This window comes from Pseudomonas sp. LP_7_YM, from assembly GCF_004364435.1.
GTDB lineage: Bacteria > Pseudomonadota > Gammaproteobacteria > Pseudomonadales > Pseudomonadaceae > Aquipseudomonas.
The window spans coordinates 19,528-45,050 of record NZ_SOCT01000001.1; the positions used below are offsets into that span (position 1 = coordinate 19,528).

Consider the following 25,523-nt stretch of genomic DNA (forward strand, 5'->3'; position numbering starts at 1 on the left):
GTTCATGAGCCGTCAAATTCACCTGTCTGCCTTTCTTTTGACCGGGCCGGTCATCCACAGTCACGCGGCCTGGCGTCATCCGGAAACGCTGGGCAATTATCTCGATCCTGATTATTACGCGCGCACCGCACGGGTGGTGGAAGAGGGGTTATTCGACTTTCTGTTCTTTGCCGATCGCCTGGCCGTCGGCGATCAAATGGGCGGTTCGCGGGATATTGCCCTGCGTTACGGCGCCCAGGATGCCACGCGGCTGGACCCGCTGCCGATCCTCTCGTACCTGGTCGGGCAGACCCGCAAGCTGGGACTGGGAGCGACCCGTTCGACCACCTACTACGAACCCGCGCATATCGCTCGGGAGTTCGCCACCCTCGATCATCTGTCCAAGGGGCGAGCGGCCTGGAATATCGTGACCTCGATGAATGACAGCGAAGGGCGTCTGTTCGGCAAGGACAAGCATCTGGAGCATGATCTGCGTTACGACCGCGCCGATGAGTTCGTCGAAGTTGCGCTGAAGCTCTGGCGCAGCTGGGCGCCGGGCGCTTTGAAGCTTGACCGCGAGAGTGGTGTGCTGGCCGATCCGGACAAGATCACATCGGTGCAGCATCAGGGCGAGTGGTTCAAGGTCGAAGGCCCGTTGAACATTCCGCGCACACCACAGGGCAGGCCGGTACTGATTCAGGCGGGTTCGTCGGGGCGGGGTCGGCGCTTCGGCGCGCGTTGGGCCGAAGCGATCTTCACCATTCATCCGCACCTCCAAGCCATGCAGGCCTTTCGCGAGGACGTGCGTGGGCAGGTGGTGCAGCAGGGGCGTGCAGCTGATAGTTGCAAGGTGCTGACCGCCGTGATGCCTTTTATCGGTGGCAGCGAGGCCGAAGCCCGGGCCAAACGCGACAGGCACAATGCGCTGGCGCGGCCAGAACTTGGATTGGTGACGCTTGCCTCGCAGCTGAACGTCGATCTTTCGCCATTTGCCCTGTCGTCCACGCTGGCCGAGGTGGCGCGTGCCCCCTCGATCCACCCGGCGGCGGCGGAGAAACTGTTGATGCAAGGGGCAGACACCACGCTGGAAGAATTGGGCAGAATCTTTGCCAGCAGCGTGCGCGTTCCGCAATTGGTAGGCACCGGCGCACAGATCGCCGATCAACTGGCCGAGCTGTTCACCCAGGGGGGCTGTGACGGTTTTGTGATTTCCCCGGCGTATCTACCGGGGTCGTTCAGCGAATTCGTCGAAAGCGTGATCCCCCATTTGCAGCGTAAGGGGCTGTTCCGTAAGGCCTACGAGGGCTCGACCTTGCGTGAGCATCTGGGGCTCGCTGCGCTGGAAGATTGATCGCACGGCATCGTGCTGTACCCAATGACGCGAGTTCTATGGGAGTGCATTCATTCGCGAAAGGACTGTAAGGCGATAGCGATATATGAGGGCACCGGCCAATGGCGAATGAATTCGCTCCACAGGTCGGCCCGCTATCGCCTGCCTGCGCTACGGTTACCCGGACAAAACGGATACGAATCTGCACCCCGTACAGCAATCCGACAGCATCCCCTGATCGATTGCGGGCTGACATCCGAAACATGCTGCGTATGATGGGCCCGACGTTTTCTCTCAAAGGGCTCGTTCTCAATGATGAAGTTTTTCGCCGCGCTGCTCTGTGTGTTCACAGGTTTCGCTCATGCCGAACCTGCACTGCTCACGGATCTGGCCTTGCCTTATCTGGCTGCCGCACCGGCAGACTGCAAAGACAAACCGCTGATCATCTTCCTGCACGGCTATGGCAGTAACGAACGCGACCTGTTCGGCATCAAGGACGAGCTGCCGCAGGATTACACCTACCTTTCCGTGCGTGCGCCCGCCGAGGTCGATGGGGGTGGCTACAAGTGGTTCACCCAGGACACCGATCAAGCCGAGTATGAAGGCGTGACCAGTGATGTGGACAAAAGCACCGACAGCCTCAGGACCTTCATCCAGCAGGCGACCGAAAAGTACGCCACGCAGCCGAACAAGGTGATTCTGGTGGGCTTCAGCCAGGGCGCGATGATGAGTTATCAGATCGGCCTGCAGTATCCGCACCTGGTGCGCGGCATTGCGCCGCTGAGCGGCAAGATCCTCGCCGCGCTCAAGGCCCGGCTGAAACCCAATGATCAGCTCAAGCCACTGAACGTGTTCATCGGACATGGTTCGGCGGATAATCGCGTACCGTTTTCCGGCGCCACCGAAGCGCAGACCCTGCTGGAAAATCTGCTCATCAGCCCCGAATTCCACGCCTATGCGGGGGCAGGGCATACCATCACGTCGGCAGAAGTGGGGGATTTGAATGTGTGGATTGAGCAGACGCTGGCGGCTCACTGACGGTCTTCTGCAGCCGCACGGCCTGCCAACGGTTTTTCGAGCGTCGCCGTCGGTAAGCCGGAAGGTTGCATGACGGGCTGGTCAGCTACGGATGTCGACAAGCCTTGTCGCAAATGCCGACAGGGTCCTGTGCCCAACCGATCGATCACAACCCCTGACTCCCCCGAATCAACTCATACGCCCGGCGCACCAGCGGGTTGACCGTGTTGGGGCGGATCCACAAGTGATACGTCACGTCCGGCATTCGCGGCAGGCCATCGGCTTCGCCCAGAACACGCATGTCCGGCCCCAGCATTTCCATACTGCGGGCCGTCACGCCCAGCCCGGCGCGAGTGGCGGCCTTGATGCCGATCAGGTTCGAGGCCAGGTACGCCTGGCGCCAGGCAATGTTTGCCCGCTCCAGCGCCTCGATGGCATGGCGCCGATAGATGCTTGGCTCGTCCACCAGAATCAATGGAATCGGCTCGCCCGGCACATGCTGGTACTGCGCAGAACAGATCCACCACACCGGCGAGGTGCGCAGGGCGAAGCCTTCAAGGCTTGGGTCTTCGCGCGTGGAAATCACCATGTCGACCTTGCCGCGATGCAGATCGTCCATCAGAAACGGGCTGCGCCCCACGTCGATTTCCAGCCGCAGCTTTGGGGCCGAACGGGCGATGTGGCTGAGAATAGGCGGCAGGATGGTATCGGCGATGTCGTGAGGCGAGCCGATCCGCAGTACCCCGCTGAGACTGTTTTCCCGCAGCGAACTGAGCGCATCGTCGTTCAGCGAGAGCATTTGCCGGGCATGACGCAGCAGTTGGCGCCCGGCCTCGGTAAGTTGCTTGTGCCGACCCTGCTTCTGGAACAGGCTGACGCCAATCTGCTGTTCCAGACGTTGCATGTGCTGGGTCACCGAGGACTGCGTGCGCGAAAGCCGGGCGCCGGCGCCCGCAAAGCTGTGGTGGTCGACGACGGCGACGAAGGTGCGTAGCAGTTCGAGGTCGAGAGTGGTGGACATAACGTGATACTCGGCAGTCAGGTCGAAGTGCAATCTCTGTAGGAGAAGTCGGAGTTTACGACGGCAGCGAACACGGCGGATCAGTTGCAGTTGAATCGCCGGCACCTTGCGTTCGTTCCAGCGCATGCCTCAACAAGCTGGGTTTAACCCCCCCCCCCGCATACGCTTCAGCAGCACCGTATTGCATCAGCTGAACAGGTTAATACATTACGTATTCTTATATTTTCTTAAACCCACATTCTCAAGCGCGCTACGTTTGACCAATGAACACGAGCTTTTGTCTTAAAGAACTAATCCTGAAAACCAGAAAGTTATAACCATATTTGATATTTGAATTTCCGTTGTCTGCGTCCTCTCCCTAGGATGCGGTTCATTACAAGGCGCTGACCCACCAACGTCGTAAGCGCCGAGCCGATGATTACTCAGGGGAAGTCCATGCCGTACACACACCCGCCCGTCACCCTTTTTCTACCTTTACTCATGGGCGCTGCGCTGACCTTGGGCGCCAGCTTCGGTGCCCAGGCCGATGCCACCCTGGACAAAATTGCCGAGCGTCATCGCGTGGTGGTCGGCGTGTTGCTGTCAGGTGGGCCGTTCGGTTCCATCGACCCAAGCGATCAAACACCCAAGGGCTTGAACGTCGACATGGCTGAAGATATTGGTCGCCAGCTTGGAGCCCAGGTCGAGCTGGTGCCGGTACTGCCAGCCAACCGCGTGCAGTTCCTGCAACAGGGCAAGGTCGATTTGCTGATTGCCAACATGGAATGGACGGCAGAACGCGGCCAGCAACTGGGTTTCGTGCCCACGCCGTTTTATCGCGTGGGCGGCACAGCGGCCGTGCTCAAGGACAGCAAAATCACCCGCTGGGAAGACCTCAAGGGCCAGCCGGTTTGCACTTCGCAAGGCAGCAGCTACGTCAAACCGCTGACCGAGTTCGGTGCACAACTCAAGGCGTTCAAGAGTTCTTCCGAGTCGCTCCTGGCCTTGCGCGGCAACAACTGCGTCGCCGCTGTGCACGACGCCACGCTGATTAACCCGTTGGTTGCCGACAGCGCTGAATGGAAGGACTACCGCGCAATCACCCCGGAACTCAATCCTGCCCCGTCGGTGATCTGGACCCGCCCCGGCGAGGCCGACACCCAGGCCCGGCTCGACACCATTGTCAAAGGCTGGCACCGCAGCGGCTGGCTGATCGAGGGCGAAAAACGCCATCACATCACCCCGGCCTCGCCAGCGCTGGTCGAGTTGCATGACAAATTCCAGGCCACCGGCGCGTGAGTCATCTTTCTCTTTCATGCACCTTTCAAGGCATTCGTTCATGAGCAGTTTCTCCTTCGGCAAGACCCTGTCCGTGCTTGGCATTTCCATCGGCCTTGCCATGGGCGCGACCCTGGCCCACGCCGACGCCACGCTGGACAAGATTCAGCAGCGCCACAAAATCAGCATCGGCGTGATCCTTAGCGGTCCGCCGTTCGGCACCATCGACCCGAAGACCGGCGAGCACTTGGGCTACAACGTCGAGCTGGCCAAGGGCATTGCGCAGAAATTGGGCGTGGACCTGGAAACCGTTTCGGTGCTGGCGCCCAATCGCGTGCAGTTCCTGCAACAGGGCAAGGTCGACATCCTGATCGCCAACATGCAGTACACCGACGAGCGCGCCGGCATTCTCGACTACGCGCCGACCCCCTATGAAGAAGTCGGTGGCGCGGCACTGATTCGCAAGGGCGCGGGCATCAGCACCTGGGAAGACCTCAAGGACAAGCCGGTGTGCGTGTCCCAGGGCAGCAACTTCATCAAGCCGCTGCAGGAAACCTATGGTGCCCAGATCAAGGCCTTCCGCAGCCAGTCCGAGTCGCTGCTGTCCCTGCGCGGCAACGGTTGTGTGGCGGCCGTTCACGTCAGCCCGACCATGCACGCGCTGCTCGATGCCCCCGAATGGGCCGACTACAACATTCCGCTGGCCAGCGACCTGATTCCGTCGAAATCGGTGATCTGGGTGCGCAAGGGTGAGCACGACACCCAGGCGAAAATCGACGCGATCATTCGCGACTGGCACCGCAGTGGCTGGCTGATCGAAGTCGGCGAGCGCACGGGCATGGCGCCTTCCCAGGCCCTGCGTGATCTGCACCAACAGTTCAGCAACGCCGCGCCTCTTGCCGCTCAATAACGGAGGCCCACGATGAGCCGCGATCTGTTCCAGACCTTGCAGCAACTGCTCGGCGCCAGTCATGTGTTGCCGGGCGACCCGTCCATCGCGCAGCTGACCGACAAGCAGGGCACTTATGTTGGCCAGGCGCTGGCGGTAGCGCGGCCGGCCAACACCGAAGAGGTCGCGGCGGTAGTCAGGGCCTGTGTCGCGCATCGTGCGCCGATCGTGGTGCAGGGCGGCAACACCGGATTGATGGGCGCGGCCACCCCGGACGCCAGTGGGCGTTCGGTGCTGCTGATTCTCGATCGCTTGAATCGCGTGCGCGAGGTGGATACCGACAATGACACGCTGACCGTTGAAGCTGGCTGCATCCTGCAGCACGTGCAAGACGTCGCCCGCGAGGCAGGTCGCTTGTTCCCGCTGAGCCTGGGCGCGGAGGGCAGTTGCACCCTCGGCGGCAATCTGGGCACCAATGCCGGAGGCACGGCGGTGTTGCGCTATGGCAATACCCGCGAACTGACCCTGGGTCTGGAAGTGGTCACGGCCGAGGGCGAAATCTGGAATGGCCTGCGCGGACTGCGCAAGGACAATACCGGATACGACCTGCGCGACCTGTACATCGGCAGCGAAGGCACGCTGGGCATCATCACTGCCGCGACCTTGAAGCTGTTTCCGCTGCCCAAAGCCCGAAGCACGGCTTTTCTGGCCTTCGATTCGCTGGCTCAGGCGGTGAGTTTCCTGTCCCACGCCCGAGCCGGTTTTGGCGCAAGCCTGACGGCATTCGAATTGCTGACCGCCGATTGTCTGACATTACTCCGCGAGCAGTTTCCAGAGGGGCCACAACCTTTTAGCAATGCGCCGCAACCCTGGTTCGCGTTGCTGGAACTGTCGGACAACCACAGCGACGCCCATGCGCGTCAGGCATTCGAGGATGTGCTGGGTAGCGCTTTCGAGGAAGGTTTGCTGTCTGACGCGCTGATCGCCGAGAGCCTGGCCCAGAGCGAGGCGCTGTGGTTGCTGCGCGAGAACATGAGCGAGGCGCAGAAGCGTGCCGGTCGCAACATGAAGCACGACATCTCGATCCCCATCTCACGCATCGTCGATTTCGTCGAACACACCGACGCCTTGCTGCAGCAGCACTTTCCCGGCGTGCGCAATTTCACCTTCGGCCATCTGGGCGACGGCAACCTGCATTACAACGTCGCGCATCCACTGAACTCGACGGTCGAGGCGCACATGGCCCGTTACGCCGAACTCAGCGAGCGGGTGCATGACAGCGCCCACGCCTTCGGCGGCTCGATCAGCGCCGAGCATGGCATCGGTCAACGCAAGCGTGCGATGTTGCCGCGCTACAAAAGCCCGGTCGAACTGGATCTCATGCGCCGGGTGAAACAGGCGCTGGACCCCCTCAATCTGCTCAACCCAGGCAAGGTCCTGGCGAGCATCGACAGCCGGAGCACCGCGCCATGAGCGTTCGTTTATCCAAGCGCATCCAGCGCGTTTCCCTGTCCGCTAATGCCGCCGCTAAATCCCAGGCCACGGCCTTGCGTGAAGCCGGTCGCGACATTCTGGACTTGACCACCGGCGAGCCGGATTTCGATACGCCCGAGCACATCAAGCAAGCGGCCTGCAAAGCCATCCACGGCGGCGCGACCAAGTACACGCCCACGCCCGGAGTGAAGGCCCTGCGCGAGGCGATCCAGCGCAAATTGCAGCGGGAAAATCGTCTCGACTATTCATTGGCTTCGATCGTCGTCGGCAACGGCGCCAAGCAGATCATCTTCAATGCCTTCGCCTCGACCCTGGATGAGGGCGACGAAGTGCTGGTGCCGGTGCCTTATTGGCCGTCGTTCCCGGACATCGTGCGGGTCAACGGTGGCGAGCCGGTGTTCATCGAATGCGGCCTGGAGCAGGGCTGCAAACTGACGCCGAGCCAGCTGGCACAACACATCAACGAACGCACCCGCTGGCTGATTCTTAACGGCCCCGGCAACCCCAGCGGCGCGGTGTACAGCGAAGCGGAACTGCTGGCGCTGGCCGAGGTGCTGCGTCGCCACCCTCAGGTACTGGTGCTGCTGGACGAGCTTTACGAACACATTCGCTTCGACGGCAAGCCGCCCCTGAGCCTGCTCAACGTGGCAGCGGATCTGCAGCCGCGCGCTTTGCTGGTGGGCGGCGTATCCAAGACCTACGCCATGACCGGCTGGCGCATCGGCTTCGGCGCAGGCCCCAGGGACCTGACCGGCGCGATGGCCGTCATGCAGTCGCAATCGACGTCCGGCGCGTCATCGGTCGGACAGGCTGCGGCGCTGGCGGCGTTTGAAGGCGGTCTGGATTTTCTGCCGGAACAGGTGCAGGCCTATCAGCAGCGGCGGGACTTGCTGGTCGCGGCATTGAATGAGGTGGACGGGTTGCAGGTGCTCAAGCCCCAGGGCGGATTCTTTGTCTTCGTGCGCTGCGCGGGTCTGTTGGGACGCCTGCGTCCCGATGGCCTGCGTCTTAACGATGACGGCGATGTGGTGAATTACCTGCTGGAGCAGGGTGTGGCCGGGGTAGCCGGCGGCGCCTACGGGCTGTCGCCGTGGTTTCGCCTGTCCATCGCCACTGCCACCCGCAGCGTGATCGAAGCCGGACGCCGTATCGCCGAAGCCTGCGCGCAGCTGCGGCTCGAGGCGTCGGCATGAGTCATTGGCTGCAAGGGTTCGTCCAGTGGACGGCGCAGTTCGGGCTGAACTACAGTTTTCTGCTCGATGCCTATCAGCGCGGCTCGATGATCGACGGTGCGCTGACCACGGTCTTGTTGTGCCTGTTCACCATCATCGGCAGCCTGTTGGCCGGTGTTGCGCTGGCGGCGATGCTCACCAGCGGCAAGGCGTATCTGGCCAAACCTGCGCGGGTGTTCATTGAGGTCACCCGCAACACGCCGACGCTGGTGCAGCTGTATTGCGCGTTTTTGGTGCTGAACATGCTGCTGACTCAGGCCGTCGGCGCGGCGAACCCGCTGACGCCGTTCGCCTGGGTGGTGATCGTGATCTCGCTGCACAAGGGCGCGTTTCATGCCGAAGCCTTGCGCGCCGGCATTGAAGCGGTGCCCGCCGTGACGCTGGAAGCCGCCAGTTCCCTGGCCTTCAGCAGCCGTCAGTTGCTGTGGAATGTGCAACTGCCATTGGCCATGCGCTTTGCGCTGCCGTCGCTGATCAACAACCTGATCGACCTGGTGAAGATGACCGCGGTCGCGTCGGCGATTGCGGTCGGTGACATCACTTACGCCTCGATCATGATCTGGACCCAGAGCGATAACGTGCTGGAATTGATGATCCTGCTGTTGACGTTCTTCGGTCTGCTCAGCTTCGCCGTCAACTGCGTGGGCCGTGCCCTTGAAGCAAAACTGAGGATGCCCGGTTATGGCCATTGATTCATCCGCGAGCCTGCCGCTGTCCTGGCCGCGTCGGCATCCGGGCAAGCTGGTGTTGCTGGCTGTGCTCGCGTGGTTAGTGATAGTTGGCGCGCCGAACAGCCCGGTCTTCGCCGCGCTGTATGAGTGGTCGCCCGCCCTGGCAGTCGGCTTTGGACAGAACATCCTGATCAGCCTGTTGGCCATTGCGATTGGCTCGTTGCTGGGGCTTTTGATCGGTGCACTGGCGGTCTCGCCGTTGTGGATCACGCGACTGCCGGCGCGCATTTGGGTGCAGGTGTTTCGCAATGCGCCATGGTTGGTGCTGATTTACTTCACCACCTACGTCTTCCCGTTCGAGTTGCACATCGGCAAGTCCTGGATCGCCTTCCCGGACTGGGTGAAAGTCACCATTGGCCTGGCGTTGCCGGCCAGCGCCAACGTCGCGGAGATCTTTCGCGGGGCTATTGGCTCTATTCCCAGCACTCAATGGGAGGCCTCGCGTTCGCTGGCCTTCACCCGCGGGCAGATCTTCCGCTCGATCATCCTGCCGCAGTGCTTCAAGCGCATGTTGCCGCCATGGATGAACCTCTACGCGGTCATCACCATGGGCACTGCGCTGGCCTCGCTGGTGGGCGTGCATGACCTGATCGACACCGCGCAGATCGCCAGTAATACGGTCAACCGCACCGGCTTCACGGTGCTGATCTACTTCAGCGTGCTGGCGTTGTTTTTCGCCTATTGCTACCCGATCTCCCGACTCACTCAATTGCTGGAGCGACGTTATGCCTTCTCCTGAAACGCGCGCCGAACAGCCCCTGATCAGCCTGCGCGACATTCATCTGTCGTTTGGCAGCAACCGCGTGCTCAAGGGCATCGACCTTGAGGTGCAGCGCGGGCAGGCGGTGTCGATCATCGGTCCGTCGGGGTCGGGCAAGTCGACCATCCTGCGTTGCATCACCGGGCTACTGCAGCCTCAGCGCGGCAGCATTCGCGTGGGCGAGACCGAAGTGCACAACCTCAACAGCGAGGCTCAGCGCATCGCGTTGCGCAAGCGCGTTGGCTTTGTCTTCCAGCAGTACAACCTGTTCCCGCATCTGTCGGTGCTGGAAAACCTGGTGATAGCCCCGCGCAAGGTGCTGGGGCGCAGCTCGGTGGAGGCTGAAAAAGAAGCCCGAGCCTTGCTGGCCAAAGTGCGCATGGAACATAAGGCCGATGCCTATCCGGGCCAGTTGTCCGGTGGTCAGCAGCAGCGCGTGGCGATTGCACGGGCGTTGGCGATGCGCCCCGAGTTGATGCTGTTCGATGAAGTGACTTCGGCCCTGGACCCGGAAACCGTGGGCGAAGTGCTGACGGTGATTCGCGAGTTGACCGAGGAGGGCATGACCTGCGTGCTGGTCACCCACGAGATGCGCTTCGCCGAAGACATCAGTGACGTGGTGTATTTCACCGAAAACGGCCTGATCGTCGAGCACGGCAGCGCCGAGCAGATTTTCCAGCGCCCGACCAGCGAGCGTACCCAGGCATTTTTGCGTCATGCCCTGGGCGATGCCGGGCGCCGCCCGGTGGTCAACGGCGATCCGTATCTGTTGAGCAATATCAGCCGTTACGGCTTGTCGGTTTGACCCGGTAAAACCGTGTGGCCGGAATGCCGATGTCCTGGCCAGCAAACCCTGCAACGTCATTCGTGTGGCCAGGATCGATTGCCAGCCCCGACTATTTATAAAGGAGCACCTGATGAGCACCGAACACCGCAGCCAAGTGATTGAAGATTTCCTTCAGCGTATCCGCGTCATCCACCAGCGCGGCGTTGACCGTCATGCGTTGAAAGAGATCGTCAGCCTGCTCGAAGGCTTGGCCGAGCGCCACGATCTGTTCAACTTCGACGCCTTCCCGGCGCCGGTACCGGGCGAGGGCGATACTGCTTTCCGTTATCGCCTGAACGACAACGGCGAAACGCCGACGCTGTACATGAACTCCCTGCTACCGGGCAAAAGCACGCTGCCGCATAACCATGAAACGTGGGCTGTGATCGTGGCCGTGCAGGGTCAGGAAATCAATTACGTCTGGGCCCGTACCGACGATGGCAGCGATCCGGCGTTCGCCAGGCTGGAACTGGAAAAAGAAGTGGTGGTACAGCCCGGCACCCCGATCAGCTTCCTCGGCGAAGATCTGCACGGGATCAAGGTCGATGGCGACACCCCGACCCTGCATTTTCATCTCTACGGCCGCCCGCTGGAGTCGTTGAACGGTCGCTACGGCGTCAACGCCGAGGGCAAGGTCCTCAACTACAACGCCTCGCAAATGGCCCCCTCGATCAAGGCCTACGCATGATCGACCTCTATTACTGGCCTACGGGCAACGGCCTGAAAATCGGCATCCTGCTGGAAGAACTCGGGCAGGCATACCGCGTGTTGCCGATTAACATCCGCACTGGCGAACAGAAGCAGGAAGGGTTCCAGGCGATCAGCGCCAACGCACGCATCCCCGCGATCGTCGATCATGCGCCCAATGGTCTCAGCGAACCTCTGAGCCTGTTCGAATCCGGGGCGATTCTGAATTATCTGGCCAATAAGGCCGGGCGCTTTTTGCCGCCTGCGGGCACAGCCGACTACCAGCAGGTTCAGCAATGGCTGTTCTGGCAAGTGGGGCATGTCACGCCCTATTTGAGCCAGTTGCAGGTGTTCAAGGAGAAGGCGCCGGAGCCGATTCCATTTGCCCTTGACCTGCTCGGCGCCGAAGCCACGCGGCTGTATGGCGTGCTGGATAAACGCTTGAGTGAAGCGCCGTTCGTGGCGGGTGAATACTCGATTGCCGACATGGCAATCTTCCCGTGGATTCAGCCGCTGCGTCAGGGGCTGGATCTGGCGAACTATCCGAACATTCACGCATGGCGCGAACGCATCAAGGCACGCCCTGCCGTACAACGTGCGTATGAAAAGGGCAGGGAAGTGGCAGCGGGCGAAAAGTCCCTGGCATTGCAGTGAGTCTGTAACGCGTTGCCCGAATTCTGAATCTGTGCCCTGTGCCCTGTGCCCTGTGGGCGTGGGACTGCTGGCGAAGACGGAAAGTGCGAACACAAAAGATGCATTGAGTGTGCTGGCCGTTCGTGAACAAGCTCACTCCCACCGGATTTCGCCAGTCTCCTGATCCAGCACTACGAAAGAACCACGAGAATTCCATGAGCCAAAACGTCACCCCGCAACACCTGCAAACCTGGCTGTTCGACGGGCAGGAAATCGCCCTGTTCGACGTGCGTGAGCATGGTCAGTACGGCGAAGCGCATCTGTTTCACGGGGTAAATCTGCCCTACAGCCGGCTCGAACTGGAAGCCCGTCGGCTGGCGCCCAACCCCGGCGTACGGCTGGTGATTTATGACCAGAGCGGTAACGACGTATCGGTCAATGCCGCGCAGCGTCTGCGTGAGCTGGGCTACAGCCGCGTTCACGTGCTTGAAGGTGGCGCCGACGGCTGGCAGGCAGCGGGTTTGCAGTTGTTCGCCGGCGTGCATGTGCCATCCAAGGCTTTCGGCGAGTTGGTCGAGGAGGCCAGCCATACCCCGCACATCAGCGCCACCGAACTGGCAGCCTGGCAGGCCCGCGGCGAGCCGCTGGTGCTGCTCGACGGCCGTCCGTTCGACGAATACCGCAAGATGACCATCCCCGGCTCCGTATGCTGCCCCAACGGCGAGCTGGCCTATCGCCTGGATGATCTGGTGACGGACGAGACCACGCCCATCGTTGTCAATTGCGCAGGTCGCACCCGCAGCATCATCGGTGCGCAGACCCTCATCGACCTGGGCGTGAAGAACCCGGTGTACGCGCTGGAGAACGGCACCCAGGGTTGGTATCTGGCTGACTTGCCGTTGGAGCATGGCAGCAGCCGACGTTATCCCGACGTCTCGTCGACCATCACGCTGACCGAGCGACGGGAGTCTGCGCAGCGTCTGGCACAACGTGCGGGCGTGCAGACAGTCAGCGCGCAGCAGGTCGTTGCCTGGGCGAGCGATGCGTCGCGCAGCCTGTTCCTCTGCGATGTGCGTACACCGGAAGAGTTCGCCCTCGGCAGTCTGCCCGGTGCACAACACACGCCTGGCGGACAGTTGATTCAATCCACCGACCTGTATGTCGGTGTGCGTCAGGCGCGTGTGGTGCTGTTCGACAACGACGGCCTGCGCGCGCCCGTTGTCGCTGGTTGGTTGCGCCAGTTGGGCCATGAGGCGTACGTGCTGGAAGGAGGTTTGCACAGTGGCCTCGCGTTGCCGGTCAGTACGCCTTTCAACGCACCGACCCTGCCTGAAATCAGTGCTGCCGAGTTGGCGGATGCGCTGCGTAACAACACCGTTGCGTTGATCGACCTGCGCAGCAGCATGGCCTGGCGCAAGGCACACATTGCAGGCTCCGTCTGGTCGATTCGTTCGCGATTGGTCGACCAACTGGTGGGTCAGTCCAAGCCGGTGGTGCTGATCGCCGATCACCCGGTCGTTGCCGCGATGGCCGCAGGTGAGTTGCCCGAGCAGCAGCGTCGACAGGTGCGTTGGCTGGAGTTCCAGGCGTGGCAGGCCGCAGGCTTCGCGGTGAGTGAAGACGCCAGCAACCCGCCAGACGAACAGTGCATCGATTTTCTGTTCTTCACCCATGATCGGCATTCGGGCAACAAAGACGCTGCACGTCAGTATCTGGCTTGGGAAATCGGCCTTTTGGGACAGATGACGGAGCAAGAGATTGCCAGCCTCAAACCCCTTGCCAGCCATGCCACTGAACATCGGGTACGCACCCGGCTGGTACATGCCGCCCGTGGCGAGAAGGGCAGTGGCGTGCGAGGCGTCAACCCGCCGGTGTCACGCATGAGCACGGTACTGTTCGACAGCCTCGCCGAGATGCGCGATGCCCGCAATCGCCGGGACACCGAGCGCGTACTGAGCTACGGCGCCCGTGGCAACCCTACGGCGTTCGAACTGGAAGACTTGGTCACCGAGCTGGAAGGCGGCTATCGCACCCGCTTGTTTGGCACCGGGCTGGCGGCGGTGGCACAGACGTTTCTGGCCTATCTGCGACCTGGCGATCACGTGCTGATCACTGACGCGGTGTATTCCCCGGTGCGGCAGGTGGCGCAAGAGTTTCTCAAGCCGTTCGGCATCGAGTACAGCTACTTCAACGCCGATGGCCGCGGGCTGCAAGCCAAACTAAAAGCCAATACCCGGATGGTCTACGCCGAGGTGCCGGGTTCATTGCTGTACGAGCTTGCCGACCTGCCAGCCATCGCAGCGCTGTGCAAGCCTCGCGGCATTCTGCTGGCGGTCGACAACACCTACGGCTCGGGCTATCAGTACCGTCCACTGACGCTGGGTGCGGACATTTCCGTCATGGCCCTGACCAAGTATCTGGCCGGTCACAGCGATGTTGTGATGGGCAGCGTTTGCACCACCCAAGCCGTATGGCAGCCACTGGCGGTGATGACCGACACCTTCGGCAGCACTGTCAGCCCGGACGACGCGTACCTGGTCCTGCGCGGCGCCCGGACCCTCGCCGCGCGCCTGGACGTACACCAGCGTCAGGCTTTACAAGTTGCTCACTGGTTGCAGCAGCACCCGCAGGTCAAGCGCGTATTTCACCCGGCGCTGCCCGATCACCCGAACCACGCCCTGTGGAAACGTGACTTCACCGGCAGCAACGGCCTGCTGACCTTCGAGCTGGCTCACAACGATCCCAAACACCAGGAGCAATTCATCGACGCCCTGCACCTGTTCGGCCTCGGCGCCTCCTGGGGCGGCTTCGAAAGCCTGGTCATCTGCGCCAACGTCCACGACCGCGAAAACGCCGCCGATAAAACCCTCAGTTCGCTGCTGCGCCTGCACATCGGTCTGGAAGACGTCAGCGCGCTGATCGAAGACCTGGAAAGGGGTTTTGCGGCGATTCAGTGATGCTGGCGCCCGGGATCACCTGCGCCCATCCGCCGCCCTCCCTTTGTCAGACGCTGGGTTGAGCCTACGGCCTGGTCCGCAACTGAGCTGTCAACATAAAACCGCCGGTTCAGGCGGTTTTTGATTCGCAGTTCACAGGTGTTGGAAAGATCGCGACTCGGACGCCCACGCCTTCAAAAACACCAACAACGCCAACAATGGGAACGCACTGCCCGCCAGTACGATCCAGATCCAGCCGCCGTGATCGTAAAGAGGGCTGGCGATGATCGACCCCGTCGCACCCCCTATGAAAATACTGGTCATGTACAGCGCATTCAGGCGGCTGCGGCTCTTGGCATCCAGGGCATACACCGCACGCTGGCCAACCACCATGTTCATCTGCACGCAGAAGTCCAGAATCACCCCGCTAATCGCCATGCCGATCACAGCGTAGGCAGGCTGGATCAGGCTTGGCAGAAAACTGATGGCTGCGAAGAGCATCGCGCCCAGGCTGGCGATCCGACTGTGACCGGCGTCGGCCAGCCTGCCAGCCATCGGCGCGGCAATGGCGCCGATGGCGCCGACCAGCGCAAACAGCGCGATCTGGCTCTGGGACAGGCCGTGATTACGTGCCAGTTCCAGCGGCACGGCAGTCCAGAACAGGCTGAAACTGGCAAACATGCAGGCCTGGTAAAACGCCCTCTGACGCAGCGCCGGCTGCTTGAGCAGCAAACCCCACAGCGACTTGAGCAGCTGGCCGTAGCTGGCCTTATGCGTCGGTTGATATTTGGGAATGGTGGTCGCCAGCACTGCGCTGATCAGCAGCATCATCACGGCGGCTGTGCCGAACACCGCGCGCCAGCCGAAGTGGTCGGCGATCAGGCTGGACGCCGGTCGAGCCAGCAGGATGCCCAAGAGTAGCCCCCCCATGATGCTACCGACCACGCGCCCACGGGTTTCTTCGGGTGCCAGATGGGCAGCCAGAGGGATCAGAATCTGTACCGCCACCGAGCTGAAGCCCACCAGTAGCGACGCCAGCAAGAACAGATTCGGCGTCTGGGCAAAGGCCGCGCCCAGCAGACTCAGGATCGCCACCGCCGTGGTCACCATCATCAGCCGTCGGTTTTCCAGCAGATCACCCAACGGCACGAGGAAAAACAACCCCAGCGCATAGCCGATCTGCGTCAGCGATACGATAAGGCTCGCCAGCGTACTCGACAGCCCGATGTCCGGGGCGATCAGGCCAATGATGGGCTGCGCGTAATAGATGTTGGCCACAATGGCGCCGCAGCAAAACGCAAACAGCATCGCCAGGCCCTTGGTCATGGTGGCAGCGGGAGGGGCGTGGGGCATTGAAGTCATGGATCACTCAACTGAGCAGCGCCGCGTCGGCAGAAGTGTGCGTAAAGGCGCGTGGAAGGACAGGCTCTGGAGGCTAACGCCTTTTCGTTGCGTTAAGAAGGGCCTGCAGACCGATAGGCTTGATGCCTGAAAACAATGTTCGGGTTGCCTGTCCGTGTACACCCGTCATCCTGCCGAAACTTTTCCACACTCTGCCCGGTCACTGCTAAACACACCCCTTGGGAATTAAACGCGATGGCTCGGGCAATCTGGAAGGGCGCGATCAGCTTTGGACTGGTGCATATCCCCGTGGCGCTGGTCTCTGCAACGTCGCAGCAAGGCGTCGACTTCGACTGGTTGGACAAGCGCAGCATGGACCCGGTCGGCTACAAGCGGATCAACAAGGTCACCGGCAAGGAGATGACCAAGGAAAACATCGTCAAGGGTGTGCAGTACGAGAAGGGCCGTTATGTGGTGATCAGCGAAGAGGAAATTCGCTCGGCGCACCCCAAGTCCACCCAAACCATTGATATCTTTGGTTTCGTGGACAGTGCTCAGATTCCGTTGCAGAACATCGACACACCTTATTTTCTGGCCCCCGACAAGCGCGGAGAGAAGGTCTACGCGCTGCTACGCCAGACACTGGTGGACACCGGTAAAGTTGCGCTGGCACATGTGGTGATCCGCACCAGCCAGCACCTGGCGGCGGTAATGCCACTGGATTCGGCCATCATTCTGGTGCTGTTGCGCTGGCCTGCCGAAGTGCGCGGAATCGACAGTCTGGACCTGCCCAAGGAAGCCACGGACGTCAAGCTGAGCAAAAGTGAACTGGACATGGCCAAGCGGCTGGTCAAGGACATGAGTACCGAGTGGTCGCCGGACGACGAAGAGTACCGAGACACGTTCCAGGACCAGATCATGACACTGGTCGAGACCAAAGCGCGGGAAGGCAAAATCGAAGATGTGGAGACCGACGCCGGCGAGACCGAGCGCAAATCTGCCGACGTCATCGATTTGACCGAGTTGCTCAAGCGCAGCCTGGGTGGCCGCAGCAGCTCAGCCAAGACCGCAGAGAAAGCCAAACCCGTCAGCAAGGGCAAAACCGCTGCCGCAGATGAGGCCGCGCCGGCCAAGCGTCGAGCCCCTGCCCGGAAAAAGACCACCAAGGCGTCCTGAAGAACGGCGTCTTGTTCAGAGCCGTTTCATTGACAACCCTTCCCCTTGAGCAGAAGCCGCAGAGGCTGAATCGATCATGGCAAAGCCCGTCAGTGAGTACACCCGCAAGCGCAACTTCGACGTCACGTCCGAACCGCCGGAGGCTTTGGCCCACCCTCGCGGCGGCAAGGGTGAGGCGCTGAGTTTCGTCATCCATAAACATGATGCGCGCAACTTGCACTACGATTTTCGGCTTGAGCTGGACGGGACCTTGAAAAGCTGGGCGGTGCCCAAGGGGCCGAGCCTGGATCCCAAGAACAAACGGCTGGCCGTGCATGTCGAAGATCATCCGCTGGGCTATGGCGCCTTCGAAGGCAGTATTCCCGAGGGGCAATACGGCGCAGGGGATGTGATCGTCTGGGATCGGGGTATTTGGCAACCCCACGGTGATCCTCTGGCTACCTATAAGGCGGGCAAGCTCAAGTTCACACTGATCGGTGAAAAGCTCACGGGCGACTGGGCTTTGGTGCGCACGCACCTCAGGGGCAACAGCGACAAGGAGCAGTGGCTGCTGATCAAGGAAAAGGATCAGGCGGTACGTTCAGCCAATGAGTACGACATCGTCATCGACAGGCCCGAAAGCGTAGTCAGCGGGGCAACGGTAGGTGAAGGACGAACATCGTCCAAGGCTGGCAAGCCCAAGGCGGCGACCTCCGTGCCTAAAGCGCCGAAGAAGCGCGACAGCAAGGCCACTGCAAAAAAAGCCGAAGTGCCGGAAAAACTCTCACCGGAGTTGGCAACGTTGATGGACGCCCCGCCAGAGGGTGAGTGGCTGTATGAGATCAAGTTCGACGGCTACCGCATCATGGCCCGTATTCTGGACGGCGAAGTACGGCTGCTCACCCGAAACGGTCATGACTGGACCGGGAAGCTGCCCCTCCAGGCCAAGGCAATCAGCGAGTTGAAGCTGGGGGATGGCTGGCTCGACGGTGAAATCGTGGTGCTTAACGACGCCGGTCTGCCGGACTTTCAGGCGCTACAGAATGCGTTCGACATTGGCCGCAGCAAGGACATTGTCTTTTATCTGTTCGACCTGCCGTTCTTCAATGGCGAGGACATTCGCGAAAAACCTGTAGAAGAGCGCCGTGCAATTTTGAAAAAACTGCTGGGCGGGCAAGGTAAGGGAACTCTGCGTTTCTCCGATGCGTTCTCGGCCAGCCATCGCGACATCATTGAAAGCGCCTCCTTGTTATCACTTGAGGGTGTTATCGGCAAACGCGCGGGTAGCGCTTACCAATCCCGTCGCAGCCCTGACTGGATCAAGCTCAAATGCAAGTTGCGGCAAGAGTTCGTGATCGTTGGTTTCACCAAACCTCAAGGCAGTCGCAGCGGTTTCGGCGCGTTGCTATTGGCAGTTAATGAGCAGAACGAAGGATTGGTGTACGCCGGTAGGGTCGGTACGGGCTTTAACCAGAAAATGCTCGTCGATATGTACGAGCAGATGAAACCTCTGCAGCAGGACCCATCGCCGCTGGCAAAAAAACTCACCGGCGCCCAGGCTCGCGGCGTGCACTGGATACAACCGACGCTGGTCGGTGAGGTAGAGTTCGGCGAATGGACGCGCGGTGGGATCATCCGTCATTCAGCGTTTATTGCGCTGCGTAGCGACAAACCCGCCAGTGAGGTGGTCCACGAGTACCCGAAAACGCCGAAAGATCTCAATGCCGAGGTCAAGCCAAAAGCCTCGAAAGCAAGCAGTCCCAAAGCCGCTACACCGGCAAAAAAAGGCGCGCCTGCGGGCAAAAGTGCCGCCAAGGACAGGGTCGACGTGGCAGGCGTATCGATCAGCCATCCCGAACGGGTGATCGATTCGCAAAGCGGGCTTCACAAGATCGATCTTGCATGGTTCTACGAATCGATCTCAGACTGGATTCTGCCTTACCTCGATCAGCGTCCCGTGGCATTGCTGCGCTGCCCGGAAGGTGTGGAAGGGGAGCAGTTTTTCCAGAAGCATTCCGAGCGCCTGGCGATACCTCACATCAAGCAGCTGGATCCCGAGCTGGATCCAGGCCATGCGCGCCTGATGGAAATCGACAGCGCTCAGGCGCTGGTCGGTGCTGCGCAGATGGGCACCATAGAATTGCATACCTGGGGCGCAACCCATGATCGGATCGAGCTGCCAGACCTCTTCGTCCTCGACCTGGACCCGGACGCGGCATTGCCGTGGCGTAGCATGATCGAGGCCACGCAAATGACTCTGGCGGTGCTCGACGAGCTGGGCCTGGATGCCTACATCAAGACCAGCGGTGGGAAGGGCATGCACATCATCGTGCCGCTGGCACGCAAGGCGGACTGGGAAACGGTGAAAGCCTTCGCCAAGGCCGTGGCGCAGTTCATCGCCCAGCAGTTGCCGGAGCGTTTCACGGCCACGTCCGGGCCAAAAAACCGGGTAGGCAAGATTTTCATCGACTACCTGCGCAACGCGCGCGGCGCCAGTACCGTGGCCGCCTACTCAGCCCGCGCGCGGCCCGGATTGCCGGTTTCGGTACCCATCGCCCGCGACGAACTGAGCGAACTCACGTCCTCGGCGCAGTGGAACATCGGCAACCTGCTCGAACGCTTGCGTAAGCTCAAGGGCGATCCGTGGGTGGGGTACAAGAATACCCAGCGCATCACCAAGCCGATGTGGAAGCGGTTGGGAGTCGAGGCGCCGTAGGGCTGTGAGTGAGTTTAGAAATAGGAAGGCAAGAGGTAAGGGCTGATGCCCGGTTAAACCGGGCTTTGCAGAATCAGATACCTGCCTATTGTTTCAGCGCCCATAGCGCGGCGGGTTAACCAATCTTTGCGGTGAGTGGATACCTCAATGTTCAAATGCACCACCGCAAACAGTCACCCCTCGGACGCATGCCCCTCGCCCACTTCCGCCGGGTAAAACTCTCCGGTGAGATCCAGCTCCACGAGTCGCTGGCGCACCCGTTGCTCAATCGCCAGTACCTGCTCTTGATCGTCGAGGTCGTCGACGTTCAACCAAATGCGCTTGAGGTTCTGGTCATGGGTGCCTTCACTCATCATGTCATGGGTAAAGGCCTCATCCGCACGCCACAGGCACAGCTCACCGTCGGTGTGGCCGCTTTCGGTCAGCGCCAGCTTGGAGGTCAGCCAGATTTCCTTGTAAGGTCTGAGGTCCGCGTCGGCGATTTCTTGCTGCGTGATCACGGTCTTCATTTCAATGGCTCCAGGGTCAGTATTTAAGTGTCTGACGCATGAGCAACGCTGAGCGTTCCCGCGATCTTTCCCTGACGGACGAAATGGCTGTTGCTGAGGTGGAGGCCACTGCAAAGTCGATACAATTGCAGCGTCTGCGTGATCGCCTCGCGAATGAATTCGCTCCTACGGGATTGGACGTGGGTTTGAGAGAAAGGGGCAGGGCTCGGCTTTTTCAGAACACCAGCAGAACCAAGGTGATGTGGCTGCCCTGCACCAACCCTGTGGGGGCGAATTCATTCGCGATAGGGCCCTTCAGGCCATACACCTGCAGTGCCTGCCCAACCGCCATCCCGAATGAATTTGCTCCCTCGGATTGGAAAATGGCGGGTCTTATCGATTTACCAATTTCGCTGGCAAAGCCACCACCAGCAGGCTGCTGAGCACCAGGCATCCGGCGAAGAACCACAAGGCGCCTGCGCTGCTGCCGGTGACGTCGATGGCAATGCCCATCATCGAATTGCTGACCAGTCCGGCAATGTTCGCCAGCGAGCAGGCCAAAGCAAAGCCCGTCGCCGCAGCACGTCCCTTGAGGAAGGTCGCCGGCAGGCTGAAGAACACCGGTACTGCGCCGATGATGGCCGCCGAAGCGATGGCGAACAGCGTGACGGTTGCCACCAGGTTATGAGTGAAGAACGGGCTGGCCGCCATGGCGACGGCACCGATCCAGAATGGCACGATGATGTGCCAGCGACGCTCGCGACGGCGGTCGGAACTGGCGCCGATCATCAGCATGCCGATTAACGCGGCGACGCTTGGCAGGGCCGTGAGCACGCCGATGTGGAAGGTGTCGGTGACCCCGGCGTTCTTGATGAAGGTCGGCATCCAGAACCCCATGGCGTAGGCGCTGAGCAGGATCGAGAAATCGATACCGCCGAGCATCCACACCTTCAGATTAAAGAAACCGTCGCGGAAACTGCGTTTGCTGTCCTTGCCTTCGGCGTCGTCCAGGCGCAGCTCCCCTTCGAGCAGGCTCTGTTCAGCGCTGTTGAGCCACTTGGCGTCTTTCGGCGCGTTCGGCAATGCCCAGAAGGTCAGTACACCGAGCAACACGCTGGGCACGCCTTCGATCAGAAACAGCCACTGCCAGCCGCGCAGTCCGGCCGTTTGATCGAAATGCGCCATGATCCAGCCTGACAGCGGGCCGCCGATGACGCTTGATAGCGGCAGACCGATCATGAACAGCGCGATGATCCGGCCACGACGGTAAGTCGGGAACCAGGTGGTCAGGTAAAACAGCACACCCGGCAGAAAGCCCGCTTCGGCGGCGCCGAGCAAGAACCGCAGCACGTAAAACTGCGTCGAAGTGCTGACGAACAACGTGCAGACCGAAAGCAGGCCCCAGGTGATCATGATGCGGGCGATCCAGAGCTTCGCCCCGACTTTTTCCAGCACCAGATTGCTGGGGACTTCGAACAGGATGTAGCCGACGAAAAACAGCCCGGCACCGAGGCCGAATGCGGTTTCGCTGAAGTGCAGTTGGTCGAGCATCTGCAGCTTGGCGAAACCGATGTTGATGCGGTCCAGGTACGCAGCCAGGTAGCAAAAACACAGGAATGGAATGAGCTTCCAGGTGATCTTGTGGTAGAGCGCTTTGATCGGGTCCGCAGCATCGGGTGTGATGCTTCCTACATTCGCAGAGGGCATGGGTGTCTCCTGGCGGTTCTTCGACCGGTGAGGGCAACGGCGGCTGATCTTGCCTGCGTTTGCTGCGTTCTCATACGGCCTGTCGTGGTTTTTGTTTGCCGCACATCAAGTGCTTTGGCAAGCACCGGTTGCGACTTCCAAAGGCAGTGTCAGAAGACCGGGCAGTGTCTCGCCCATTCAGCGCGCCAGCGTGTCCAGTGGTACGCAAGGTGTTGCAAGACCAGCGCTCTATGGCCTGGTTCTGACGGCAGAGGGTCCGTCTCTTCCCGTTTTTTTCTGTTGTGATTTATCCATCGTTCGCCGTCTTTCTGTAGCGGCGCTGGCTTTACCTGCCGCTTGCCGCTTGAAATTGCTCGATAGCCTCTCGCTTGCTCACCACATCCCCATACTTGCTGTCGATGTCGAACAGGTTCGCTTCATGGGGATCGGGATGCCGGTCGCCGACGCATTCGCGCACCACGATGGTCCGCAAGCCATGCTGCACGGCGTCCACCGCTGTTGCCCGGATGCAGCCGCTGGTGGAGCAGCCTGCCAGCACCACGGTGTCGATACCCTGTGCATGCAGCAGGGAAGCAAGTGAAGTGCCAAAGAAGGCACTGGCGTACTGCTTGCTGATGACCACTTCTTCAGGCAACGGCAGCACGGCTTCACAGAAGGCCGCCAATGGGTTGCCTTCTACCATGTCTTTCATCACCGGTGCCTTTTTCACCCAAATCCCACCGTCGGCAAAGTGGGTCGGGTGATAGCGGATGTTGGTGTGCACCACCGGGATGCCATGCTCTCGGGCACTGGCCAGCAGCTCAACGCTTTCGGCCACTGCACTGACCACTCCGGGCGCATAGAGCGGCGCACCGGGCTGGGTGTAGCCCTGCATGAAATCAATCATCAGCAGCGCCGGTTTCTGTCCGAAGCCGATGCGGTTGCCCCAGACGCCTTGGTAGTTGGCGTCGGCGGTTTGTTGATCAGTCATTGCGTTCTCCTTCGCAAGTCACAGCTTGAGCGCTGAAACCCGATTTTTCCGCTGAGAGCCACGTGGGGTGAGTTTGCTCACTGCCACAGGGCATGGACGCAGGGCGCTAGGCCAATGGCATGCCGAGGAAGTCACCCAACGCGGCGAAGAACCCCGGCAGGTTGTCCCACGGAATCATGTGCCCGGCGTCTTGCACCCGGGCGATCCGAATGCCCGGTTGCAGCTGTTGGATCTCGGCTTCGTCTTCTGCCTGGATCACCCCGCCGCGGGTGGCGACGATCAGCAGGGCAGGGGCCGGCAGGTTCGGCAGGTCCTGATGGAAGTCCACCTCATGGAAGTCATTGAAGGCCCGCACGATGGCCGGCTCAAAGCAGGTGTGCAGCCATTCGGCACGCAGTTGCAGTTGCTCATCGGTCCAGGTCGGGCAGAACGCGCGCATGTCGTCCGTGCTCATGCCGCGTTGCGATTGACGAATAGAGTCGACGTACCACGGCAGCTTCGACGGGTACTCGCGACGACCGGGGCCGGACACCGGCGGGTCGATCAGTACCAGGCTTTTCACGCCCTCGGGATGGCGTACCGAGGCCCGCGCAATGAAGCGTGCGCCCATGGAATGCCCCACCAGGTGGTAGCTGTCGATGCCCAAAGCGGCAGCAAACGCGCTGATGTCATCGGCGCAGGTATCCACGCTGTAGTTCAGGTCCGGCCCGGTAGAGGACAGGCCACGACCACGGGCATCGAGTACGTAGGTGTCGGCGTGCTGCCCCAGATGTTCAGCGACGAAGCCCCAGGTGATCGCCGGGCTGGTGATGCCGGGGATCAGGATCAGCGCCGGTTTGTCGGCATGGCGGGTGCCGCCATAGCGCAGGTAATGCTGACGAATGCCGTTGGCCGCAATGTTGCCGCCGTGAATGAACGTGCTCATGCGGCTACCCCCGATTTCAGTGGCTGGGCATAAAGGTCATAACCGTAGACCCAGGCCGGGTCTTCCTGGGTGCGCAGCCAGGTGTTGGCGTTGGACACAGCCTGCACGCGAGAGGCGCGCTCCTTGCGGTTGGCTTCGTAGAGATCGAAAGCGGTGCGGTAATCGGTCAGGCCGGTTTCCTGCAGGCAGCGGGTCAGCATCGCGGCGTCTTCGATGGCCATGCCTGCGCCTTGGGCCATGTGCGGTTTCATCGGGTGGCAGGCATCGCCCAGCAGCACCAGACGGCCACGGCTCCACAGCGGCAGCGGGTTACGATTGAGCAGCGGCCATTTGGTCACACTCTCGGTGGACTCGATCAGCGCCTGCACGGTGGGGTGATACCCGACGAAGGCTTGGTACATTTCTTCCCGGCTGCTATCGACCCAGTTGCCCTGAAAATCCCATGCCGCGTGGGGGACGCCGGTGACGTAGTAGTACTCATCGCGCTTGCCGGTGGTGTGGTAGACCATCATGTGACGGTCCTCGCTCCACCATTTCACGCAGTTCTCGAAGTTCAGGTTGTATCGGGTCAGCACCTCGCTGGGAATCAACGCGCGGTGAGCGACCCAGCCGCTGTACAGCGGTTGTTCCGGGCCCAGCAGCTCTTCACGGATTTTCGAGTTGATGCCGTCCGCGCCGATCACGATGTCGGCGTCGGCGTGGGTGCCGTCGGCGAAGTTCAGGCGCACGCCGCTTTCGCGTTCTTCAAGGGTGGTCAGGCATTTGCTGAAGTGCACGCTGCCGTGGGCCAGGGTCGACATCTGCAGCGCATGCAGGTCGCCACGGTGCACGGTGATGTAGGCCGCGCCGTATTCCTTGAGCGAAAAATCACCCAGCGCGATACGCGACAGGTAATCCCCGGTGGCACCCTCGCGGCTGAACCAGAAGTCAGGGTGCGAGCCCATGCTGCTCAACTGTTGCTCGATGCCCATGCGCCGAAAAATCTTCATGATGTTGGGACCCATGTGGATGCCCGCACCGATGCGCGAAAACTCCGGGGCCTGTTCATAGATGTCGACCTTGAAGCCGGCCTGTTGCAGCAGCGTGGCAGCGGCAGCGCCACCCAGTCCGGCTCCGACGATGGCGATTGTTTGCGAATTGGGCGTAGCGGAGGTAGCTGACATGGCGCGCTTTCCTTCGTATTTCGTGAGTCTGGGTTGAGTAGGTGACGAGGCATGGTTGTCGCCGAATTGCGTTTTTAAAGTGTATACGCTGATATTTTGAAATGTGAATAGCTAATTAGAAAAAGGCGCCGGGACGTCGCAAATAGACATGATACCCACAGTAACCTTTATTTATTGGGATTTGTGTAATGAGGTAACAGAGTGGCGCAGCTATTGCAGGTGGATATAAATTGAGGTCTTATCACTTATAATTAGCGTATACACTT

General features: G+C 60.8%; 21 protein-coding genes. 14 read left to right on the forward strand and 7 right to left on the reverse strand.

Annotated elements, in window-relative coordinates; genetic code table 11:
- Nucleotides 1–4: 4 nt before the first annotated feature.
- Nucleotides 5–1,330 (forward strand): LLM class flavin-dependent oxidoreductase, encoded by a 1,326-nt coding sequence (locus tag EC915_RS00140; RefSeq protein ID WP_133748507.1) that lies wholly within the window; start codon nucleotides 5–7, stop codon nucleotides 1,328–1,330.
- 291 nt (nucleotides 1,331–1,621) lie between these two features.
- Nucleotides 1,622–2,347 (forward strand): alpha/beta hydrolase, encoded by a 726-nt coding sequence (locus EC915_RS00145; protein WP_133748508.1) that lies wholly within the window; start codon nucleotides 1,622–1,624, stop codon nucleotides 2,345–2,347.
- 145 nt (nucleotides 2,348–2,492) lie between these two features.
- Here the strand turns inward: EC915_RS00145 and EC915_RS00150 are convergent, their stop codons facing one another.
- Nucleotides 2,493–3,347: a LysR substrate-binding domain-containing protein gene (locus tag EC915_RS00150; RefSeq protein ID WP_133748509.1), complete on the reverse strand. Its 855-nt coding sequence runs from the start codon at nucleotides 3,345–3,347 to the stop codon at nucleotides 2,493–2,495.
- A 435-nt stretch (nucleotides 3,348–3,782) separates the two neighbouring features.
- Between EC915_RS00150 and EC915_RS00155 the strand changes: the two genes are divergently transcribed.
- The 10 genes from EC915_RS00155 to metC all read left to right on the forward strand — a co-directional run bounded on the left by EC915_RS00155 (nucleotide 3,783) and on the right by metC (nucleotide 14,813).
- Nucleotides 3,783–4,625 carry a transporter substrate-binding domain-containing protein gene (locus EC915_RS00155; RefSeq protein WP_133748510.1) on the forward strand — a complete coding sequence of 281 codons (843 nt, stop codon included), beginning with the start codon at nucleotides 3,783–3,785 and terminating at the stop codon, nucleotides 4,623–4,625.
- A gap of 40 nt (nucleotides 4,626–4,665) precedes the next feature.
- The gene (locus tag EC915_RS00160; RefSeq protein WP_133748511.1) at nucleotides 4,666–5,514 is read left to right on the forward strand and encodes a transporter substrate-binding domain-containing protein; all 849 of its coding nucleotides are present in this window, start codon (nucleotides 4,666–4,668) and stop codon (nucleotides 5,512–5,514) included.
- Between the two features lie 12 nt (nucleotides 5,515–5,526).
- Complete coding sequence (locus EC915_RS00165; RefSeq protein ID WP_133748512.1) at nucleotides 5,527–6,966, forward strand: FAD-binding oxidoreductase; 1,440 nt, start codon at nucleotides 5,527–5,529, stop codon at nucleotides 6,964–6,966.
- Nucleotides 6,963–8,180 (forward strand): aminotransferase class I/II-fold pyridoxal phosphate-dependent enzyme, encoded by a 1,218-nt coding sequence (locus tag EC915_RS00170; RefSeq protein ID WP_133748513.1) that lies wholly within the window; start codon nucleotides 6,963–6,965, stop codon nucleotides 8,178–8,180. Before EC915_RS00165 ends, EC915_RS00170 begins: the two co-directional genes overlap by 4 nt.
- The gene (locus EC915_RS00175) at nucleotides 8,177–8,911 is read left to right on the forward strand and encodes an amino acid ABC transporter permease (RefSeq protein WP_133748514.1); all 735 of its coding nucleotides are present in this window, start codon (nucleotides 8,177–8,179) and stop codon (nucleotides 8,909–8,911) included. Before EC915_RS00170 ends, EC915_RS00175 begins: the two co-directional genes overlap by 4 nt.
- Nucleotides 8,901–9,689, forward strand: coding sequence for an amino acid ABC transporter permease (locus EC915_RS00180; RefSeq protein ID WP_133748515.1), 789 nt, complete (start codon nucleotides 8,901–8,903; stop codon nucleotides 9,687–9,689). The genes EC915_RS00175 and EC915_RS00180 overlap by 11 nt, the downstream gene beginning before the upstream one ends.
- Entirely contained in the window at nucleotides 9,676–10,515 is an 840-nt protein-coding gene (locus tag EC915_RS00185; RefSeq protein ID WP_133748516.1) for an amino acid ABC transporter ATP-binding protein, read from the forward strand. Before EC915_RS00180 ends, EC915_RS00185 begins: the two co-directional genes overlap by 14 nt.
- A 112-nt stretch (nucleotides 10,516–10,627) precedes the next feature.
- Nucleotides 10,628–11,224 carry a cysteine dioxygenase gene (locus EC915_RS00190; RefSeq protein WP_133748517.1) on the forward strand — a complete coding sequence of 199 codons (597 nt, stop codon included), beginning with the start codon at nucleotides 10,628–10,630 and terminating at the stop codon, nucleotides 11,222–11,224.
- A complete protein-coding gene (locus EC915_RS00195; RefSeq protein ID WP_133748518.1) occupies nucleotides 11,221–11,877 on the forward strand; it encodes a glutathione binding-like protein in 657 nt (218 codons plus the stop codon). Before EC915_RS00190 ends, EC915_RS00195 begins: the two co-directional genes overlap by 4 nt.
- A gap of 194 nt (nucleotides 11,878–12,071) precedes the next feature.
- Entirely contained in the window at nucleotides 12,072–14,813 is a 2,742-nt protein-coding gene (metC, locus tag EC915_RS00200) for a cystathionine beta-lyase (RefSeq protein ID WP_133748519.1), read from the forward strand.
- Between the two features lie 132 nt (nucleotides 14,814–14,945).
- Here the strand turns inward: metC and EC915_RS00205 are convergent, their stop codons facing one another.
- On the reverse strand, nucleotides 14,946–16,154 hold the full coding sequence (locus EC915_RS00205; RefSeq protein WP_372237823.1) for an MFS transporter: 1,209 nt from the start codon (nucleotides 16,152–16,154) through the stop codon (nucleotides 14,946–14,948).
- A gap of 234 nt (nucleotides 16,155–16,388) precedes the next feature.
- Between EC915_RS00205 and EC915_RS00210 the strand changes: the two genes are divergently transcribed.
- Nucleotides 16,389–17,309 carry a Ku protein gene (locus EC915_RS00210; protein WP_133748520.1) on the forward strand — a complete coding sequence of 307 codons (921 nt, stop codon included), beginning with the start codon at nucleotides 16,389–16,391 and terminating at the stop codon, nucleotides 17,307–17,309.
- A 76-nt stretch (nucleotides 17,310–17,385) separates the two neighbouring features.
- Nucleotides 17,386–20,004, forward strand: a complete 2,619-nt coding sequence (gene ligD / locus EC915_RS00215) for a DNA ligase D (protein WP_133748521.1) — start codon at nucleotides 17,386–17,388, stop codon at nucleotides 20,002–20,004.
- A 173-nt stretch (nucleotides 20,005–20,177) separates the two neighbouring features.
- Here ligD and EC915_RS00220 read toward each other — a convergent pair whose 3' ends face one another.
- From EC915_RS00220 to EC915_RS00240, 5 genes are all read right to left on the reverse strand, one after another.
- Complete coding sequence (locus EC915_RS00220) at nucleotides 20,178–20,513, reverse strand: hypothetical protein (RefSeq protein WP_133748522.1); 336 nt, start codon at nucleotides 20,511–20,513, stop codon at nucleotides 20,178–20,180.
- A 372-nt stretch (nucleotides 20,514–20,885) separates the two neighbouring features.
- A complete protein-coding gene (locus EC915_RS00225) occupies nucleotides 20,886–22,199 on the reverse strand; it encodes an MFS transporter (RefSeq protein ID WP_133748523.1) in 1,314 nt (437 codons plus the stop codon).
- A 325-nt stretch (nucleotides 22,200–22,524) separates the two neighbouring features.
- Nucleotides 22,525–23,169 (reverse strand): N-carbamoylsarcosine amidohydrolase, encoded by a 645-nt coding sequence (locus EC915_RS00230; RefSeq protein ID WP_133748524.1) that lies wholly within the window; start codon nucleotides 23,167–23,169, stop codon nucleotides 22,525–22,527.
- A gap of 106 nt (nucleotides 23,170–23,275) precedes the next feature.
- Complete coding sequence (locus tag EC915_RS00235; RefSeq protein ID WP_133748525.1) at nucleotides 23,276–24,094, reverse strand: alpha/beta fold hydrolase; 819 nt, start codon at nucleotides 24,092–24,094, stop codon at nucleotides 23,276–23,278.
- Nucleotides 24,091–25,257: an FAD-dependent monooxygenase gene (locus EC915_RS00240; protein WP_133748526.1), complete on the reverse strand. Its 1,167-nt coding sequence runs from the start codon at nucleotides 25,255–25,257 to the stop codon at nucleotides 24,091–24,093. Before EC915_RS00240 ends, EC915_RS00235 begins: the two co-directional genes overlap by 4 nt.
- Nucleotides 25,258–25,523: the final 266 nt, after the last annotated feature.

Coding starts and splice junctions, on each gene's coding strand:
- EC915_RS00140 (WP_133748507.1), top strand. CDS start 5: ATGAGCCGTCAAATTCACCTGTCTGCCTTTCTTTTGACCGGGCCGGTC.
- EC915_RS00145 (WP_133748508.1), top strand. CDS start 1,622: ATGATGAAGTTTTTCGCCGCGCTGCTCTGTGTGTTCACAGGTTTCGCT.
- EC915_RS00150 (WP_133748509.1), bottom strand. CDS start 3,347: ATGTCCACCACTCTCGACCTCGAACTGCTACGCACCTTCGTCGCCGTC.
- EC915_RS00155 (WP_133748510.1), top strand. CDS start 3,783: ATGCCGTACACACACCCGCCCGTCACCCTTTTTCTACCTTTACTCATG.
- EC915_RS00160 (WP_133748511.1), top strand. CDS start 4,666: ATGAGCAGTTTCTCCTTCGGCAAGACCCTGTCCGTGCTTGGCATTTCC.
- EC915_RS00165 (WP_133748512.1), top strand. CDS start 5,527: ATGAGCCGCGATCTGTTCCAGACCTTGCAGCAACTGCTCGGCGCCAGT.
- EC915_RS00170 (WP_133748513.1), top strand. CDS start 6,963: ATGAGCGTTCGTTTATCCAAGCGCATCCAGCGCGTTTCCCTGTCCGCT.
- EC915_RS00175 (WP_133748514.1), top strand. CDS start 8,177: ATGAGTCATTGGCTGCAAGGGTTCGTCCAGTGGACGGCGCAGTTCGGG.
- EC915_RS00180 (WP_133748515.1), top strand. CDS start 8,901: ATGGCCATTGATTCATCCGCGAGCCTGCCGCTGTCCTGGCCGCGTCGG.
- EC915_RS00185 (WP_133748516.1), top strand. CDS start 9,676: ATGCCTTCTCCTGAAACGCGCGCCGAACAGCCCCTGATCAGCCTGCGC.
- EC915_RS00190 (WP_133748517.1), top strand. CDS start 10,628: ATGAGCACCGAACACCGCAGCCAAGTGATTGAAGATTTCCTTCAGCGT.
- EC915_RS00195 (WP_133748518.1), top strand. CDS start 11,221: ATGATCGACCTCTATTACTGGCCTACGGGCAACGGCCTGAAAATCGGC.
- metC (WP_133748519.1), top strand. CDS start 12,072: ATGAGCCAAAACGTCACCCCGCAACACCTGCAAACCTGGCTGTTCGAC.
- EC915_RS00205 (WP_372237823.1), bottom strand. CDS start 16,154: ATGACTTCAATGCCCCACGCCCCTCCCGCTGCCACCATGACCAAGGGC.
- EC915_RS00210 (WP_133748520.1), top strand. CDS start 16,389: ATGGCTCGGGCAATCTGGAAGGGCGCGATCAGCTTTGGACTGGTGCAT.
- ligD (WP_133748521.1), top strand. CDS start 17,386: ATGGCAAAGCCCGTCAGTGAGTACACCCGCAAGCGCAACTTCGACGTC.
- EC915_RS00220 (WP_133748522.1), bottom strand. CDS start 20,513: ATGAAGACCGTGATCACGCAGCAAGAAATCGCCGACGCGGACCTCAGA.
- EC915_RS00225 (WP_133748523.1), bottom strand. CDS start 22,199: ATGCCCTCTGCGAATGTAGGAAGCATCACACCCGATGCTGCGGACCCG.
- EC915_RS00230 (WP_133748524.1), bottom strand. CDS start 23,169: ATGACTGATCAACAAACCGCCGACGCCAACTACCAAGGCGTCTGGGGC.
- EC915_RS00235 (WP_133748525.1), bottom strand. CDS start 24,094: ATGAGCACGTTCATTCACGGCGGCAACATTGCGGCCAACGGCATTCGT.
- EC915_RS00240 (WP_133748526.1), bottom strand. CDS start 25,257: ATGTCAGCTACCTCCGCTACGCCCAATTCGCAAACAATCGCCATCGTC.